This window comes from Faecalibacterium taiwanense (assembly GCF_036632915.2).
In the GTDB taxonomy this organism is placed as follows: Bacteria; Bacillota; Clostridia; order Oscillospirales; family Ruminococcaceae; genus Faecalibacterium; species Faecalibacterium taiwanense.
In genome coordinates this window covers 317,939-333,603 of the sequence record NZ_CP155552.1, presented here as the reverse complement: position 1 = coordinate 333,603, position 15,665 = coordinate 317,939, and the positions used below count along the sequence as shown (strand labels likewise).

General features: G+C 58.6%; 17 protein-coding genes. 4 read left to right on the top strand and 13 right to left on the bottom strand.

The window, feature by feature from the left end; all coding sequences use genetic code 11:
- Positions 1-224: 224 nt before the first annotated feature.
- On the bottom strand, positions 225-830 hold the full coding sequence (locus PXT33_RS01540; RefSeq protein ID WP_097774587.1) for a Tat pathway signal sequence: 606 nt from the start codon (positions 828-830) through the stop codon (positions 225-227).
- 89 nt (positions 831-919) lie between these two features.
- A complete protein-coding gene (locus tag PXT33_RS01535; RefSeq protein WP_118527631.1) occupies positions 920-1,594 on the bottom strand; it encodes a histidine phosphatase family protein in 675 nt (224 codons plus the stop codon).
- A 339-nt stretch (positions 1,595-1,933) separates the two neighbouring features.
- Between PXT33_RS01535 and PXT33_RS01530 the strand changes: the two genes are divergently transcribed.
- The 4 genes from PXT33_RS01530 (at position 1,934) to PXT33_RS01515 (ending at position 4,948) form a co-directional block, all read left to right on the top strand.
- Entirely contained in the window at positions 1,934-2,629 is a 696-nt protein-coding gene (locus PXT33_RS01530; protein WP_005943631.1) for a helix-turn-helix domain-containing protein, read from the top strand.
- A 122-nt stretch (positions 2,630-2,751) separates the two neighbouring features.
- Complete coding sequence (locus PXT33_RS01525) at positions 2,752-3,366, top strand: twin-arginine translocation signal domain-containing protein (protein WP_005943633.1); 615 nt, start codon at positions 2,752-2,754, stop codon at positions 3,364-3,366.
- 163 nt (positions 3,367-3,529) lie between these two features.
- A complete protein-coding gene (locus tag PXT33_RS01520) occupies positions 3,530-4,066 on the top strand; it encodes a twin-arginine translocation signal domain-containing protein (protein ID WP_332375811.1) in 537 nt (178 codons plus the stop codon).
- 246 nt (positions 4,067-4,312) lie between these two features.
- On the top strand, positions 4,313-4,948 hold the full coding sequence (locus PXT33_RS01515; RefSeq protein WP_044953901.1) for a phosphoribosyltransferase: 636 nt from the start codon (positions 4,313-4,315) through the stop codon (positions 4,946-4,948).
- A 131-nt stretch (positions 4,949-5,079) separates the two neighbouring features.
- On the opposite strand, the gene PXT33_RS01510 is transcribed toward PXT33_RS01515, so the two are convergent.
- From PXT33_RS01510 to trxA, 11 genes are all read right to left on the bottom strand, one after another.
- A complete protein-coding gene (locus tag PXT33_RS01510; RefSeq protein ID WP_332375810.1) occupies positions 5,080-6,450 on the bottom strand; it encodes an MATE family efflux transporter in 1,371 nt (456 codons plus the stop codon).
- A gap of 175 nt (positions 6,451-6,625) precedes the next feature.
- Positions 6,626-7,450: a histidinol-phosphatase HisJ family protein gene (locus tag PXT33_RS01505; RefSeq protein ID WP_118527621.1), complete on the bottom strand. Its 825-nt coding sequence runs from the start codon at positions 7,448-7,450 to the stop codon at positions 6,626-6,628.
- Positions 7,451-7,457: 7 nt separating this feature from the next.
- Complete coding sequence (gene hisIE / locus PXT33_RS01500; RefSeq protein WP_005943640.1) at positions 7,458-8,093, bottom strand: bifunctional phosphoribosyl-AMP cyclohydrolase/phosphoribosyl-ATP diphosphatase HisIE; 636 nt, start codon at positions 8,091-8,093, stop codon at positions 7,458-7,460.
- Positions 8,094-8,232: 139 nt separating this feature from the next.
- A complete protein-coding gene (hisF, locus tag PXT33_RS01495; RefSeq protein ID WP_005943642.1) occupies positions 8,233-8,988 on the bottom strand; it encodes an imidazole glycerol phosphate synthase subunit HisF in 756 nt (251 codons plus the stop codon).
- 16 nt (positions 8,989-9,004) lie between these two features.
- Positions 9,005-9,724 (bottom strand): 1-(5-phosphoribosyl)-5-[(5-phosphoribosylamino)methylideneamino]imidazole-4-carboxamide isomerase, encoded by a 720-nt coding sequence (hisA, locus tag PXT33_RS01490; RefSeq protein WP_332375809.1) that lies wholly within the window; start codon positions 9,722-9,724, stop codon positions 9,005-9,007.
- Between the two features lie 147 nt (positions 9,725-9,871).
- Positions 9,872-10,480, bottom strand: coding sequence for an imidazole glycerol phosphate synthase subunit HisH (gene hisH / locus PXT33_RS01485; protein ID WP_005943646.1), 609 nt, complete (start codon positions 10,478-10,480; stop codon positions 9,872-9,874).
- Positions 10,477-11,073 carry an imidazoleglycerol-phosphate dehydratase HisB gene (gene hisB / locus PXT33_RS01480; RefSeq protein WP_332375808.1) on the bottom strand — a complete coding sequence of 199 codons (597 nt, stop codon included), beginning with the start codon at positions 11,071-11,073 and terminating at the stop codon, positions 10,477-10,479. The genes hisH and hisB overlap by 4 nt, the downstream gene beginning before the upstream one ends.
- 3 nt (positions 11,074-11,076) lie before the next feature.
- Positions 11,077-12,138: a histidinol-phosphate transaminase gene (gene hisC, locus PXT33_RS01475; protein WP_332375807.1), complete on the bottom strand. Its 1,062-nt coding sequence runs from the start codon at positions 12,136-12,138 to the stop codon at positions 11,077-11,079.
- Positions 12,139-12,267: 129 nt separating this feature from the next.
- The gene (gene hisD, locus PXT33_RS01470) at positions 12,268-13,545 is read right to left on the bottom strand and encodes a histidinol dehydrogenase (RefSeq protein WP_097774578.1); all 1,278 of its coding nucleotides are present in this window, start codon (positions 13,543-13,545) and stop codon (positions 12,268-12,270) included.
- Positions 13,542-15,137, bottom strand: a complete 1,596-nt coding sequence (gene hisG, locus PXT33_RS01465) for an ATP phosphoribosyltransferase (protein WP_332375806.1) — start codon at positions 15,135-15,137, stop codon at positions 13,542-13,544. Before hisG ends, hisD begins: the two co-directional genes overlap by 4 nt.
- Positions 15,138-15,311: 174 nt before the next feature.
- Positions 15,312-15,620, bottom strand: coding sequence for a thioredoxin (trxA, locus tag PXT33_RS01460; RefSeq protein ID WP_332375805.1), 309 nt, complete (start codon positions 15,618-15,620; stop codon positions 15,312-15,314).
- Positions 15,621-15,665: the final 45 nt, after the last annotated feature.

Genomic DNA, 15,665 nt, shown 5'->3' with positions numbered 1-15,665 from the left:
TCATCGCTGACGCGATGCCACTGCTCCCTTTTTTGTCACTTGCGTGACATCTGCTCCTCTCTTTGTCACCTGCGGTGACATTTCTCCCCGGCGCGGGGAGAATCTGTCCCGGCCGGGGGAAGTCTTTCTCATGGAGGGAGGCTTTGGCAATACGGCCAAGTTTTCCTTTTCGCCAGAGGCTCCCTCTCCGAGGGAGCTGTCGAGCGTATGCGAGACTGAAGGAGTTACAGATCCACCACGCTGCCGACCTCGGCAGGAGAGGTGGGCACCACGCCCAGCACGGCGTGGTCAGTGCTGCGGTTGACCGTAAAGGTCACGCTGCGGCCCGCCGCGAAATCCGGGTGATAGGTCAGCTCCAGCGTCTGCCAGTTGTCCGGCACTGCGCAGAAGCAGTGCAGCAGCGCGCCGCGGCCTGCCGTCAGGTTCAGGGTGAACACCGAAGCATCCGCCGCGTTCTCGCCGTAGAGCGGCGCAGCAAAGCTGCCGCAGCGCACCGGCTTGCCATCGCACACCGCGGTAACGCCGGTGCCCATACTGTACAGGTCGCCAAGCGTGCACACCTCACGGCTCTGCAGATAGCTTGCGCCCACCGGCAGGGTGGATGCGGAGAGGTTCTCCACCGAGAGGTACACCAGCACATTGCCCATTTCCTGCGCAGGGGCATAGCCCAGCAGCTCCACGGCAGCTTTGCCGTCCAGCAGGGCAGGTTCGCCTGCAAGACGCGGCTGCTGTGCCGCTGCAGGTACGCCGGTGAGCAGCGCTGCCGCAAGGCTGACCGCACCGGAGCCGGCACATTTCAGGAATGACCGGCGGGAAATGGACTGGGACATGGAACTTCCTCCTAAAATAATCGTTCCCTTATACAATAAAGGATTGCGCCGCTTCTGTCAAGGGATGGGCCGTAACTGTAACCGAATCCTTACTCAAAGGCTTCGTTCTCCTCGGCTTCGGCCTGACCGCGCAGGGTATCGGCATAGCCAAAGGGCACGATGTCGATGGCTTCCACCAGACGGTCCCGCATCCACAGCTGCACATCGGTCTGCACGGTGTAGCCGCAGCCGGGGTCTGCCATCCACTGCTCCGGGCGGCGGGTGGGCACGGCGCGCTGGCTGAGCATGCTCATGATCACGCCGCCATGGGTCACACAGGCTGCTTCGGTCACATCCATGCGGATCATATACTCAAACAGCTTCATCAGGCTTTCGGCGCAGCGGGCGTGGAACTGGTCGGTAGGCTCTGCGCCTTCGGGCACATAGCCGGAGCCGGGGGTGATCCACTTTTTAAAGTCCTCGTCGTGCACCAGCTCCTTGACCGGCTTGTTCTCAAACTTGCCAAAGCCGGCCTCCCGCAGGTCGTGCACGGTAAAGGTGTGCTTTGCATCCGGGAACAGGATGTTGGCTGTTTCCACCGCGCGCAGCAGCGGGGAGGAGAACACGGTATCCACCTGCGGATACTCGAACCGCTCTTTCAGCTCATTGAGCTGCGCGCGGCCCTCGTCGCACAGAGGGATGTCGGTGCCGCTGCCGATGTACAGGCCCTGCAGGTTGCCTGCAGTCATGCCGTGGCGGATGAGATGAAGCTTGAACGTTTTCATGGATAGTGCCTCTCTTTATCGCTGTGCGGCGGCACGGGAACGGGCGGCAAAACCCGCTGCGGAGAAAAAATCTGGCAGAAAAACGTGTCGTCTGCCAGATTTTTTGCTCTTTGGCGGCAGCTACGGCCCCGCGCACGCCACAAAATGTATGCGTTAATACCTATAGTTTAGCATAGATATGGTGTCCAGAGCAAGTCTTTTGACAAAAATGACGAAAATCAACGAAAAATATCGTCACTTTTCTTGCTTTACAAAAGGTTTTCCGTTGTGTATAATCAACCTGCTGTAAACCAAAAACAAGGATGTCCCCCTATATCGAACTTTGAGGAGCCAAAAATCATGGAATTCAACCGTATCATCAAGCTGCTGCGCAAGGAACGCGGCATCACCCAGAAGCAGGCCGCCGAGGATCTTGGCGTCTCGCAGGCGCTGCTGTCCCACTACGAAAAAGGCATCCGCGAATGCGGCCTGGACTTTGTGGTGCGCGTGGCAGACTATTATAATGTTTCCTGCGATTATCTTCTGGGCCGCAGTGCAGAGCGCAACGGCATGATGCTCTCGGCAGAAGACCTTCCGAACCCGGACAAGATGAAGGACAACATCTACCACGGCAGCGTGCTGCCCACCATGAACAAAAAGCTGATCTCCAACGGCCTGAACGTGCTGTACGCCAAGATCGGCCAGTGCCACAGCAAGGCCCTTACCACCGAGGTGAGCGCCTACCTGATGATGGCCGTAGCCAAAATGTTCCGCCTGCTGTACTCGGCCGAGCCGCACAACGCCGCCAGTATGTTCAGCATCGATCCCATCCGCTGGCGCGGCTGCTCCGATGCCGTGATGCGCATGTCCGAAGCCAATGTGGAAGCCCTGCTGGACGGACAGGATGTGAACGGCGGCGAGGGCGTAAAGGACCCGGCCTGCCTGACCATGACCACAGAAAGCCTGACCCGCGAGTTCCCGCTTTATACGCCCAGCCTGTTAAATCTGGTCAAAACCAGCGAAACACATGTGAAGGGCCTTACCCACGAAGGGTGATATTCCTGTGAAAAAGCTGTAAATTCAGCCCCCAAACCCTTGCATCTTTCGGACAGAAAGGGTATAAACAGAATAGAACATTCTGGAATACGGTTTTTCCTATCAAAAGGAGGATTTATTTTATGTCCAACTCCATTTCCCGCCGTACCTTCCTCAAGTGCACCGGCGCATCCGTTGCTGCTCTGGGCGCAGCAAGCCTGCTGGGCGGCTGCCAGCAGAATGGCAGCGCCACCATCGTGGATGTCAAGGTCGGTGATAAGGTCAGCAACTGGAACGGCCTTGGCGTTCAGCTGACCAGCCTGTTCAACATTGATACCGCACCTGCACAGGCCGGTTACGAATACATTGCTGTTCTGGTCACCGTGGTCAACCGCACCAAGAACCAGACCTTCAACATCGGCGCACAGAATCTGGCCGAGATCAATGCTGCTTATCCCGTACCCCCGCAGGAAAATGTGGATGCAAACTTCCACGCACTGGCAGCAGCTTCTACCGATTTCTCTGCTTCCTGCGACGGCCAGAGCGTGGAGTGCGGTGCCAACATCTCGCTGTACAACTCCAACTCTCAGACCTTCTCGGATTCCACCAATCTGCCCCCGCAGGGTACCGGCTATCTGCAGCTGATGCTGATGGTCCCCAAGGGCTGGCAGCAGCTGAGCGTTACTTACATGCCCACCTTTGCAGCGGATAAGACCATGACCTTCGTCATGACCGCTGCAGACGTGACCCGCGCCTGATACGCGGCCCGCACAGGACGAAATTTCGTCGCAAAACAACGTCACAGCTCAAAATTTCATCATTTTATTTTGCCAAAAGGCATTGACATCCGGCCCGGTTTCGCCTATCTTATAGGTAATGCCGCAAGGCCGTACTGATCTGCTTTTTAAAGGAGGAACGAACATGTCCTATACATTCTCCCGCCGTGACTTTATGAAATATACCGCTCTTACCGCTGTTGCCATTGCAGGCTCCGGCATGCTGACCGGCTGCTCCAACCCGAACCGTCCTGTCGGCACGATCGGCAGCACCCTGAAGCCGGGCGACGGCATCTGTGAAGCCACGCTGAAGAGCGCCACCTATAATCGTACTACGCTCACTTGCGAGTTTGAGATCTATACCAAGGTGAGCCTGCAGGTCAACCAGCAGCATTTCCAGGTAAATGTTACCGATGCTGACAATAAGCTGCATACTTATTATCAGGGTGTCTCCGGTGTCACGATTGATTTGGTAGGTGGTTCCAACGCCAGTGTCGATGCGAAGACTACTGTGACTCCTACGCTGAAGGTTTCCGGTATTGAGAACCTTACCAGCGCATCCAAGGTTCAGGTGCTGTACATTCCGAAGATGTACGCAAACGGTAGCATCACTGATTCCTACAGTGATATCTATGCCACTTGGGACATCACCGATGCCATCAAGGTTACGATTGTGGACTGATTTTACTTTTGCATTAAAGGCCCGCACCCTGTGGTGCGGGTCTTTTTGCGTATGCGGGCCATTTGTATCCAAGTTTTGGGCGATATCATGTAAAATGCACAAAGTTTTTTAGTGGATTTATGCCTTGTGCACAGGTTTCTTTTCCGGTACAATAGGGTTATAAAAATGTGCAGGAGCATCGCAGCGATGCGGTGCTTTTTGCATTTGAGGGGCAACCCGGAAAACCTGAAAAGGAGTGTTGTTTCGATGATCAATATGGTAAAGCTTCCCACCAAAAAAAGTAACCTGTTCCTGCGCGTAGCAAAGGGCCACTTTGCTACCAGCCACAGCCATATCAACTATTACATCGATGTCACCACCCAGAAGTCCCGCCTTTCCGAGGCCAAGGCCGTGGCAAAGGAGCTGGTGGCCGCTTACCAGCACAGCACCATTGTGGACACCGTGCTCTGTCTGGACGGCACGCAGGTGATCGGCACCTGCCTTGCCAACGAGCTGACCAAGGACGGCTTTGCCAACATGAACGCCCACCAGACCATTTATGTGATCACCCCGGAGTACACCACCGGCAGCCAGATCATCCTGCGCGACAATCTGGCCCCCATGGTCAAGGGCAAGCATGTGCTCATTCTGTCCGCTTCCATCACCACCGGCTACACCGTGCAGGCCGCTGTGGAGGCCGTGAACTACTACGGCGGCACCGTGGCAGGCCTTTCCGCTATTTTTGCCACCACCCATGAGTGCATGGGCTATGAAGTCACCTCCATCTTTGACCCCGCCAGCCTGCCGGACTACGCCAGCTTTGACAGCCGCGACTGCCCCCTGTGCAAGGCCGGCCAGCACATCGATGCGCTGGTGAACAGCTTTGGCTATTCGGCGCTGTAACCCCTTTCAGTCTGCTCACTTTGTTCGCATCCAGCTCCCCCGAAAGGGGGAGCTTTCTTTGTGCTTCCCGTAAAATGCAAAAAGCTCTCCCTTTCGGGAGAGCTGGCATCGCACAGCGATAACTGAGAGGGTTATTTTTTCGGGAACACAAAGGGCTCGTGCAGGTACACCGCCACCAGATATGCCGTCATGAAGCACCAGATGATGGGCTCACACAGGATGACCGCATTGTACTGGAATTTCGGGATGAACACCAGCACAAAGATCACCTTGCCCACCAGCTCGATCACGCTGGAGAACAGCGGCAGCACCTTCTGGCCAAGGCTCTGCAGCGCGTAGCGGGTGCACAGCAGCACCCCCAGCACCGCATAGAACGGTGCGTTCCACAGCAGGTACCGCGCACCGTTTTCCAGCACGATGGGCTCCGTGGAGCCGGAGATCAGCTGCACCATCCATTCCGCGCCAAAGTTCATCAGCACCACGGCGGCGACCATCACCACCACCGAGTACAGATACATCTGCCGCATTCCCCTGCGCACACGGTCGGGCTGGTTTGCGCCGCGGTTCTGGGAAACGAAGGTGGAACCGGCGTTCGCCATGGAGATGAGCGGCATCTCCGTAAAGGCAAACAGCTTGCGGGCAGCGGTGTGCCCCGCAATGGTCAGGGTGCCAAGCCCGTTGATGCCGTACTGCAGCACCACCGAACCCGCAGACACGATGCTGCTCATCAGGCCCATGGAGATGCTCTGGCTGAACAGCTCCCAGTAGAGATGACTGCCCACGGCGAAATGCTTTTTCTCCGGGATGAGGATGCACACCCTTGCCAGCACGTACAGAACGCACAGCACCACCGAGATGCCCTGTGCAATGACCGTTGCCACCGCTGCGCCCCGCACGCCCATGCCAACCCCGGCAATGAACCACAGGTCCAGCCCCACGTTCAGCACCGAGCTGATGAGCAGGAACACCAGCGGCATTACGCTGTTGCCAATGGCGCGCAGCAGGCCTGCGCACAGGTTATACATAAACATGACCACAACGCCAAGGTCGATCACGATGATGTAGCTGTAGGCATCTTCCAGAATTTCTGCCGGGGTATCCAGCAGCTGCAGCAGGGCATGCAGGCCGAAAAAGCCTGCCGTTGTAATGACCAGCGAGGCGATCAGGCCAATGACGACCGACCCCACCACCGTGCGCTTGAGCAGGTCTTCGTCCTGCGCGCCGTAGGAGCGCGCTGCAACGATGGCAAGGCCATTGCCGATACCAATGCCAAAGCCGACTAAAAGCTCGTAGATCGAGCCGCAGGAGCCAATGGCGGCAAGGGCTGTATCGCCCAGCACATTGCCCACGATCATGGTATCCACCGTGTTGTAGAGCTGCTGGAACAGATTGGAAATCAGAATGGGCAGCATGAACAGCAGCAGGCTTTTTAAAATAGGCCCGTGCATCAGGTCTACGTTCATGTTGAAGAAGCTTTTCTTTTGGGGCTGCGCGTGGGTCATAGGGTTCCTCCAAAGTTCTATTTTTACCGCAAAACAACCCTCTCAGTCTCGCTGACGCTCGCCAGCTCCCCCGAAGGGGGGAGCTTTTATGCTGCGTAAAAGAAACAGCAAAACCTCCCCCTTTCGGGGGAGGTGGCAATGCGAAGCATTGACGGAGAGGGTTATCTCCAATTTTTTACAGTTCCTGCGTCTCGAAGCCGCTGCCGGTAAGCACCTGCACGCTGGTAAAGCCTGCAGCCTTGATGGCGGCGGCAGCTTCGTCAAAGCCGTAGGTCAGGCTGTTGATATCATGAGAATCAGAGGTGATGATGACCTTGCCGCCCATCTTCTGCCACTCGCCCAGCAGCCACGGGCCGGGGTAGAAGTCCTTGCGGTAGCCGCGGTACACGCCGCCGGTGTTCACTTCCAGCAGGCAGTCGTTTGCCTTTGCGGCCTGCAGGGCCTTGAGGGCAGCGGCCTTGTAGCGGGGCGACTCTTCGTCGAAGAACTCGCCGTTCGCATTCAGCTTCTTGATGAGGTCGATGTGGGCCAGAATATCCGGCTTGAGGGCAGCCACCTTTTCCACCTCGGCAAAGTAGGCTTCCACAGCGGCAAGGGGGTCTGCGTCAAAATCATCGTTGATGCAGTCCCACAGGTCCTGCGGGCGGAAATCGATCTCGTAATACTTGCCGGTGTTCTTGCCGTACAGGTGGTGTGCGCTGCCGATCCAGTAATCGTAGCCGGTGCGCTTATCCTCGCTCAGGATATCCCACTCGATGCCGCACAGGATATCCACCTTGCCCTTGTACTCGGTCTTGAGCTTGGCAATGGTGGCCTTGTACTGGGCGGTGCGGCTGGGGCTCATGCAGTATTCGCGGTCGCGCTGGGTGTAGCTATGGCCGGTGAAGCCCAGCGTGGTCAAGCCCTGCGCACACGCAGCACTTGCCATATCCTGCAAGGTATTTTTGCCATCGCACATGGTGGAGTGGCAATGGACACTGGACTTCTTATAATCTGCCATAGATAATTCACTGCATCCTTTCCTGTTTGACCTTGTGGTCAATGACGTGACGTTTTTCCAGTTCACGGGTCACATCCTCCACCGTGATGCCGGCGCTGACCATCAGCACCAGAACATGGTAGGCAAGATCGCTGATCTCGTAAACGGTCTCTTCCTTATCCTCTTTTTCGCCCGCAATGATGACCTCGGTGCACTCTTCGCCCACCTTTTTCAGGATCTTCTCCTTGCCCTTCTCGAACAGGTAGGTGGTATAGCTGCCCTCCTTGGGGCTATCCTTGCGGCCCTTGATGAGCTGGTACAGGCCCTGCCAGCTGAACTGCTTCAGCTCCGGCGAGACGTATACTTCGTTGAAGAAGCAGCTCTCGGCACCGGTGTGGCAGGCGGGGCCGGATTTGACCACTTCCACCACCAGAGCATCGGCATCGCAGTCGGCGGTGATGGACACCACCCGCTGCACGTTGCCGCTGGTCTCGCCCTTGCGCCAGATCTCCTGACGGCTGCGGCTCCAGAACACAGTGCGGCCCTCGGCAATGGTGAGCGCCAGCGTCTCGGCGTTCATGTAAGCGAGGGTGAGCACCTCTTTGGTGTAGTGGTCCTGCACGATGGCAGGGATCAGGCCCTTTTCATCAAATTTCAGATTCATAACGGTTCTCCCTCCCCGGATGGGGATATTACTAGTTTAGCGTATTCGGTGCGCAAACGCAAGAGTTTGCGGGTTGTTTTTGCGGAAATCCAGTTTCGCGTTACGGCTTCTCCCCGCGCCGGAGAGAAATACCCCGGCGTTACAGCCGCATCTCCACGCCGTTTGCGTTGAGGTATTCCTTCAGGTCGCGGATGGTCAGCAGCTTCTGGTGGAAGATGCCCGCCGCAAGGCCTGCGTCGATTCCCTTGTGGTGGAACAGCTCCAGAAAGTCTTCCTTTTTGCCTGCGCCGCCGCTGGCAATGATGGGCACGTTCACCCGCGCCGCAACTGCATCCAGCATCTCAAGGTCGAAGCCGCTGCGCACGCCGTCGGTGTCGATGCTGTTCAGGCAGATCTCGCCTGCGCCGTGGTCCACGCACCAGCTGATCCAGTCCAGTGCATCCCGGCCAGTGTCCTCGCGCCCGCCCTTGGCGAACACCCGGAACTGGCCGTCCACCCTCTTCACATCGGCAGAGAGCACCACGCACTGGTTGCCGTAGCGCTGTGCTGCCGCCGGGATAAGGTCGGGATTTTTGAGTGCGCCCGAGTTGACGCTGACCTTGTCCGCGCCGCACTTGAGCACCCGGTCGAAGTCTTCCAGCGTGTTGATGCCGCCGCCCACCGTGAGCGGGATAAAAATTTCGCTGGCGACGCGGGTCAGGATATCCGTGAACAGTGCCCGGCCCTCGAAGCTGGCGGTGATATCGTAGAACACCAGCTCGTCGGCACCGGCAGCGTTGTACATGCGGGCCATTTCCACCGGGTCGGCCACGTCCCGGATGCCTTCAAAGTTCGTGCCCTTGACCACGCGGCCATTGCGCACATCAAGGCAGGGAATAATGCGTTTGGTGATCATGTCATTTTCCCTCCGTTCACTCCTGTACCAGCTGCACGCAGCGCGCAAGGTCCAGTGCGCCGGTGTACAGGCTCTTGCCTAAAATGGCAGCGGCAGTGCCCATTTTTTTCAGTTCCAGAAGCTCTGCTTCGGACGAGATGCCGCCGCTGGCCGTAAAGGCCACGCCGGGCACCTCTTTGGCAAGCGTGCGGTACAGGCCGAGGTTCGTGCCCCTCATGGCACCGTCGCAGGCAATGTCCGTGTAGATGATGGCGGTGCATCCGGCATCTTCCAGCCGCTTGCAGAAGTCCACGCCCGGCTCGGCGCTCACTTCCTTCCAGCCATGGATGGCCACATAGCCGTCCTTTGCGTCCACGCCCACGGCAATTTTATCGCCGTATTTCTGCAGCATCCGGGCGGTAAAGGCAAAATCCGTCACCGCCACGCTGCCCAGGATGCAGCGGCCCACGCCGAGGGAGAGGTATGTTTCAATGCGTTCCTCGGTGCGGATGCCGCCGCCCACCTCAATGTACAAACCGCCCTGCTTTGCCAGCGCGGCAATGGTATCGTAGTTTGAAAGGGTGCCGTCCTTTGCGCCGTCCAGATCGACGACGTGCAGATTTTTGGCCCCCGCTGCAAGGAACTCCCGCGCCTGTGCACAGGGATCCTCGCCGTAGACGGTCATGCGGCTGTAGTCGCCCTGCGTCAGGCGCACCACCTTGCCGCCCCGCAGGTCAATGGCTGGAAATAATTGCATTTGAATCTCCTTCAGAAACGAACCCTCTCAGGCTCGCATTCGCTCGCCAGCTCTCCCGAAGGGAGAGCTTTTTGCATTTTGCGGTTCACTCTTTAGAAGCTCCCCCTTCGGGGGAGCTGGCAACGCCGCAGGCGTTGACTGAGAGGGTTATAGCTCCGCAAATGCTTTCAGAATGCGCAGGCCGGTATCCCCGCTCTTTTCCGGGTGGAACTGGGTGCCATACACCCTGCCCGCCCGCACCGCGCCGGTGACAGGAATGGAATAGTCGCTCACAGCCAGTGTACTCTCCGTACAGTTCTTGCCGTAGTAGCTGTGGACGTAATAGACGTATTCTCCCTCACGGATGTACTTGAACAGCGGGTCGTCCTTTACAATGTGCAAGGCGTTCCAGCCGATCTGCGGCACCTTCAGGCTCTTGTCCGCAAGGTCGGGCTCCAGCGGGCAGACCTCGCCCTTCACAAAGCCAAGGCCTTCGTGCTCACCGTACTCGTAGCTCTTTTCAAACAGCAGCTGCATTCCAAGGCAGATGCCCAGCAGCGGCTTCCTTTCGGCTTCTTCTTTCATGACCGGTACAAGGCCCGTCGCCTCCAGCTTGGCCATGGCATCGGCAAAAGCGCCCACGCCCGGCAGGATGAGCCGGTCGGCTTTGCGGATGGTGTCCGCATCCGCAGTCACAACGGCTTCCAGTCCCAGCTGCTTCAGGCTGGACTTCAGGCTGAACAGGTTGCCCACGCCATAATCGATAATTGCGATCATACCAGCAGTCCTTTCGTGGAAGGAATTTCGTCCTTGTGGGCTTCGTCGATCTTCACGGCCGCGCCCAGTGCATGGCCTGCGCCCTTGAAGCAGGCCTCGAGGATGTGGTGTGTATTTTCTCCCGCAAATTGTACAAAGTGGATCGTGGCGGGCACGCTGCGGGCAAAGCCCAGCCAGAACTCCTTGGCGCACTCCACGTCAAAATCGCCCACCTTTTCGGTGCTGCATTGGACGTCCCAGTTCAGGGTGCAGCGGCCCGAAAGATCGACGGCGCACAAAATCAGCGCTTCATCCATGGGCAGATAAAAGCTGCCGTAGCGCTGGATACCGCGCATATCGCCCAGCGCCCGTGCAAAGGCCTGACCCAGTGCAATGCCCACATCCTCGGTGGTGTGGTGGTAGTCCACCTGCACATCGCCGTGGCAGGTGAGCACCAGATCGAACCGGCCATGGCGGGCGAACAGCTCCAGCATGTGGTTCAGAAAGCCGCACCCGGTGTCCACCTCGTAGCGGCCGGTGCCGTCCAAATCAAGGGTCAGGTCGATCTGGGTCTCATTGGTGTTGCGTTCCAGCGAGATCATTCGGTTCGGCATGGTTCATTCCTCCATGATCTTATCCAGTGTGTTCACGAATATCTTCATCTGTTCCGATGTGCCAATGGTGATGCGCAGCCAGTTCTGGATGCGGGGCGCGTCGAAGTGGCGCACCAGAATGCCGTTTTCCTTCAACTCTTTGTAGAGTGTCTTGCCGTCTTTCCTGTTGGTACTTGCAAACAGGAAGTTGGAACGGCTGTCCAGCACGGCAAATCCGCGCTGTTCCAGCTGTTGTTTTGTCCATGCGCGGGTGTCCACGATGGCGGCGCGGGTCCTGTCAAAATAAGCGGTATCTTCCAGCGCGGCCTGCCCGGCCTTCAGGGTCAGGCGGTTGATGTTGTAGGGGTTCAGGCTGAACTTGACCCGGTTCAGGTCGGCAATGAGCTTTGCATTGCCCATGGCAAGACCCAGACGCGCACCGGCCAGCTGCCGGGACTTGGAAAAGGTCTGCACCACCAGCAGGTTCTCGTACTGGTCGATGAGGGGCACGCAGCTCTCGCCGCCAAAGTCCACATAGGCCTCGTCCACAATGACCACATTGTTCGGGTTTGCCTTTAAGATGCCCTCAATTTCCGCCCGGGGCAGTGCAATGCCGGTGGGGGCGTTGGGGTTTGCAAGGACGATGGTCTGGTTCAGGCCGTAGTAGTCCTTCGGGTCAAGGGTGAAATCCTCTTTCAGCGGGATGATGCGGCTGGGAATGTGCATCAGCCCGCACCACACGCCGTAGCAGCCGTAGGTGATGTCGGCATAGGCCAGCGGGTGGTCTGCGTCGCAGAAGGCACGCAGCGCAAAGAAGAGGTTCTCGTCGCTGCCATTGCCGGGCATGATCTGCTCCGGCTGCAAACCGAAGTGGGCTGCGGCCGCCTTGAGCAGGTCGGCACAGGCGGGGTCGGAGTAAAGGCGCAGCTTTTCCACCTCGTGCTCGCTCACGGCAGCGATCACCGCCGGGGAGGGCAGATAGGGGCTTTCGTTGGTGTTCAGTTTGATGTACTGCTGATCCTGCGGCTGCTCACCCGGGGTGTAGGGGGTGACAGCGGCCAGCGTGGGAGAAAGAAAACGACTCATATAAAAACCCTCTCAGTCAAAGCCTTACGGCTTTGCCAGCTCCCCCAAAGGGGGAGCTTTTTTGCATCTTACGGTTCCCTCTCATGAAGCTCCCCTTCGGGGGAGCTGGCGCGCAAGCGCCTGAGAGGGTCACTTTTCATACCGGATGGTCACGCTGCGGGCGTGGGCGTGCAGGCCCTCGCGCTCGGCAAAATCGGCGATGCGGGGGGCTACTTCGCCCAGCGCTTCCCGGGTGTAGTAGAGGAAGCTGGACTTCTTTACAAAGTCGTCTACGCCCAAGGGGCTTGAGAAGCGGGCGGTGCCGCTGGTGGGCAGGGTGTGGTTGGGGCCTGCAAAGTAATCGCCCAGCGCTTCCGGCACGTTGCGGCCAAGGAAGATGCTGCCTGCATTTTTGATCTCGTTCAGCACGCCGAAGGGGTCCTCCACGCACACTTCCAGATGTTCCGGTGCAATGATGTTGCAGGCTTCAATGGCCTTGTGCAGGTCGGTGCAGAGGATGATCTTGCCGTTGTCGTCCACGCTGGCGCGGGCGATGGCGGCACGGGGCAGCTGCGGGATCTGCACCTCCAGCTCCGCCTGCACGGCCTTGGCCAGCTCCGGGCTGTCGGTGACGAGGACCGGGCTTGCCAGTTTGTCGTGCTCGGCCTGACTCAACAGGTCTGCCGCCACCCATGCAGGGTTGCAGCCGCCGTCGGCCAGCACCAGAATTTCGCTGGGGCCTGCGATCATATCGATGCCCACCTTGCCGAACACCTTGCGCTTGGCGGTGGCAACGTAGATGTTGCCGGGGCCAACGATCTTATCCACCGCAGGGATGCTCTGGGTGCCGTAGGCGAGAGCCGCCACAGCCTGTGCGCCGCCGGTCTTGAAGATCTTGGTCACGCCTGCGGTGGCAGCGGCGGCTAGGATGACCGGGTTCACCCTGCCGTCCTTTCCGGCGGGGGTGGTCATGACGATTTCGGACACGCCTGCCACCTTTGCCGGGATCACGTCCATGAGCACGGTGGAGGGATAGGCCGCCGTGCCGCCGGGCACATAGACACCGGCCTTTTCAATGGGGGTATATTTCTGGCCCAGCACGATGCCGGGCTTGTCGTTCACCACAAAATTCTTGTGCACCTGCTGGCGGTGGAAGCTCTCGATGTTGGCGGCGGCTTCGCGCAGCGTTTCGAGGAAGTAGGGGTCCATGCCCGCAAAGGCTTCGTCGATCTCCTCCTGCGTCACCTGCAGGGCATCGATCTTTGCACCGTCAAATTTCAGCGCATAATCCTTCAGGGCATCGTCGCCCCGGGCGCGCACATCGGCAATGATGCCGTCCACCACGTCCTCCACGTTCTTTTCCGCGCGGATATCGCGGTTCAGGATCTCTTCGGGCTTCAGCTCGTCAAAGTTATACAGCTTGATCATTTTGCTTCCTCCTTGTTCTGCAGTTCCGCCCGCAGCTTTTCCAGCATGGTGTCCATTTCGGCGTGCTTGAACTGGTAGCTGGCCTTGTTGGCAATGAACCGGGCCGAGATGGGCATGAACTCGGTGACCACCTTCAGGCCGTTCTCCCGCAGGGTGGTGCCGGTCTCCACGATATCCACGATGACGTCCGAAAGGCCCAGAATGGGGGCCAGCTCAATGGAGCCGTTCAGCTTGATGATATCGATGTCCCGCCCCATGGATGCGTAGTAGCTCTTTGCAATGTTGACGAATTTGGTGGCCACCCGCACCGGGCGGCTGGGGTCGTCCTTGTAATCGGCCGGGGCTGCAACGCACATGCGGCATTTGCCAAGGCCGGTGTCCAGCAGCTCGTACACATCGGCAGAAGCCTCTGTGAGGATGTCCTTTCCCACGATGCCCACATCGGCGGCACCGTGCTCCACATAGATGGCAACATCGCTGGGTTTGACGAGGAAGTAGCGGATGCCGGCCTCCGGGTTTTCCACCACCAGCTTGCGGGTGGTGTTGTAGTCCTCCGGGCAGCCGTAGCCGATGCCCGCCAGCAGGTTATACACCTTATCGCCCAGACGGCCCTTGGGCAGAGCCACGTTCAGCATCACCCTGTCGGTGCTGTTCTTCTGCACCGGCGGCAGCGGGGCGCTCAGGCGGTCCAGCTCGTCCAGATAGACCGCAAAGCCGATGGCACCGGCACCGGGGGTGAACTTCTGCATCAGCAGGTCGTAGCGGCCGCCCTTGAGCAGGGGACGGGGCAGGGCTTTCAGGTAGCCCTGAAACACAAGGCCGTTGTAGTATTCCATCTCACCGGCCAGCGTCATGTCCAGCCGGATCACGCCGCCCGCCTTTTCCAGCGGCACAGCCAGCGCTTCCAGCTCGGCCACCGCCGCGCGCATGGCGTCGTTGCGGCACAGGGCAGCAGCCTTTGCAAGGGTATCGGCATAGCTGCCGCAGAGGTTCAGCACGCTGCACAGGGTATCGGCGGCATCGGCAAGACCGGCTGCTCCGGCTGCAGCCCGCAGCTCGTGGGCGTTTTTCTCCCGCAGCTTTTCCAGCAGCTTTGCGCGGGCGGCATCCGGCACGCCCAGCGCGTCGAACAGGCCGAACAGGTAGCCCATGTGGCTCACTTCCAGCACCCACTCGGCCCCCAGTGCATCCAGCGACCGCGCCGCCAGACACACCGCCTGCTGCACCTGTGCTTCGCCCACCGCACCCAGCATCTCAAGGCCCATCTGGCTGATTTCTTTAAAGGTGTGGCTCTCGGCGGAAGGGCGGTAGACGTTCTCGTGATAGTAGTAGCACAGGGTCTCGCCGGGGGCGGGCTGCGCCGTCTTGGCAATGGAGAGGGTCACGTCCGGCTTGAGGGCCAGCAGACGGCCATCCAGATCGGTAAAGGTGATGACCTGCTCGGACGACAAAAAACTGCGGTTGGCCTGATACAGGCCGTACTCCTCAAACCGGCCCATATGATACTTGCGGCAGCCCGCCGCTTCGTACAAGGCGCGCAGCGCAAAGGAGGCGCGCTCCTTGGGCTGCAGGTTTGCAATGCTGAACTCCATTGTCGGTTCCCCCATTTCTTACTTGAGTTTATTTTACTTTATCTCGGTAAAGTTGTAAAGTAGGAAAGTGACGGTGTTTTCAACTCAATGATACGATTTTTCTGTGCGTTTGTACAGGGAAAAGAAGAAAAGGAGCCGTTGCATGGCGCAACAGCTCCTTTTCAGCACGCATATTTACCCAAGCAGCTCCAGCACACTGGCCTTCGGGCGGGCACCCACGGCCTGACGCACCAGCTTGCCCTGCTCAAACACCAGCAGGGCGGGAATGCTCATGATGCCGAACTCCCCGGCCAGCTCCGGCTGCTCGTCCACATTCACCTTGCCCACCTTCACATCGGTGCGCTCCTCGGCCACCTCGTCCACAACGGGACTGAGCATGCGGCAGGGGCCGCACCAGCTGGCCCAGAAGTCCAGCAGGACAGGCTTTGCGCTCTGCAGTACCTCCTGCTCAAAATTTTCCTTCGTGATCGTAACAACTGCCATATTTCTACCTCCTGAAAGGGTTCGTTCGTGGTTGTTCTTATGGCA

Coding starts and splice junctions, on each gene's coding strand:
- PXT33_RS01520 (WP_332375811.1), top strand. CDS start 3,530: ATGTCCTATACATTCTCCCGCCGTGACTTTATGAAATATACCGCTCTT.
- PXT33_RS01510 (WP_332375810.1), bottom strand. CDS start 6,450: ATGACCCACGCGCAGCCCCAAAAGAAAAGCTTCTTCAACATGAACGTA.
- PXT33_RS01540 (WP_097774587.1), bottom strand. CDS start 830: ATGTCCCAGTCCATTTCCCGCCGGTCATTCCTGAAATGTGCCGGCTCC.
- PXT33_RS01525 (WP_005943633.1), top strand. CDS start 2,752: ATGTCCAACTCCATTTCCCGCCGTACCTTCCTCAAGTGCACCGGCGCA.
- hisC (WP_332375807.1), bottom strand. CDS start 12,138: ATGAGTCGTTTTCTTTCTCCCACGCTGGCCGCTGTCACCCCCTACACC.
- hisF (WP_005943642.1), bottom strand. CDS start 8,988: ATGATCACCAAACGCATTATTCCCTGCCTTGATGTGCGCAATGGCCGC.
- hisG (WP_332375806.1), bottom strand. CDS start 15,137: ATGGAGTTCAGCATTGCAAACCTGCAGCCCAAGGAGCGCGCCTCCTTT.
- hisH (WP_005943646.1), bottom strand. CDS start 10,480: ATGATCGCAATTATCGATTATGGCGTGGGCAACCTGTTCAGCCTGAAG.
- hisD (WP_097774578.1), bottom strand. CDS start 13,545: ATGATCAAGCTGTATAACTTTGACGAGCTGAAGCCCGAAGAGATCCTG.
- hisB (WP_332375808.1), bottom strand. CDS start 11,073: ATGCCGAACCGAATGATCTCGCTGGAACGCAACACCAATGAGACCCAG.
- PXT33_RS01505 (WP_118527621.1), bottom strand. CDS start 7,450: ATGGCAGATTATAAGAAGTCCAGTGTCCATTGCCACTCCACCATGTGC.
- PXT33_RS01530 (WP_005943631.1), top strand. CDS start 1,934: ATGGAATTCAACCGTATCATCAAGCTGCTGCGCAAGGAACGCGGCATC.
- trxA (WP_332375805.1), bottom strand. CDS start 15,620: ATGGCAGTTGTTACGATCACGAAGGAAAATTTTGAGCAGGAGGTACTG.
- PXT33_RS01515 (WP_044953901.1), top strand. CDS start 4,313: ATGATCAATATGGTAAAGCTTCCCACCAAAAAAAGTAACCTGTTCCTG.
- hisA (WP_332375809.1), bottom strand. CDS start 9,724: ATGCAATTATTTCCAGCCATTGACCTGCGGGGCGGCAAGGTGGTGCGC.
- hisIE (WP_005943640.1), bottom strand. CDS start 8,093: ATGAATCTGAAATTTGATGAAAAGGGCCTGATCCCTGCCATCGTGCAG.
- PXT33_RS01535 (WP_118527631.1), bottom strand. CDS start 1,594: ATGAAAACGTTCAAGCTTCATCTCATCCGCCACGGCATGACTGCAGGC.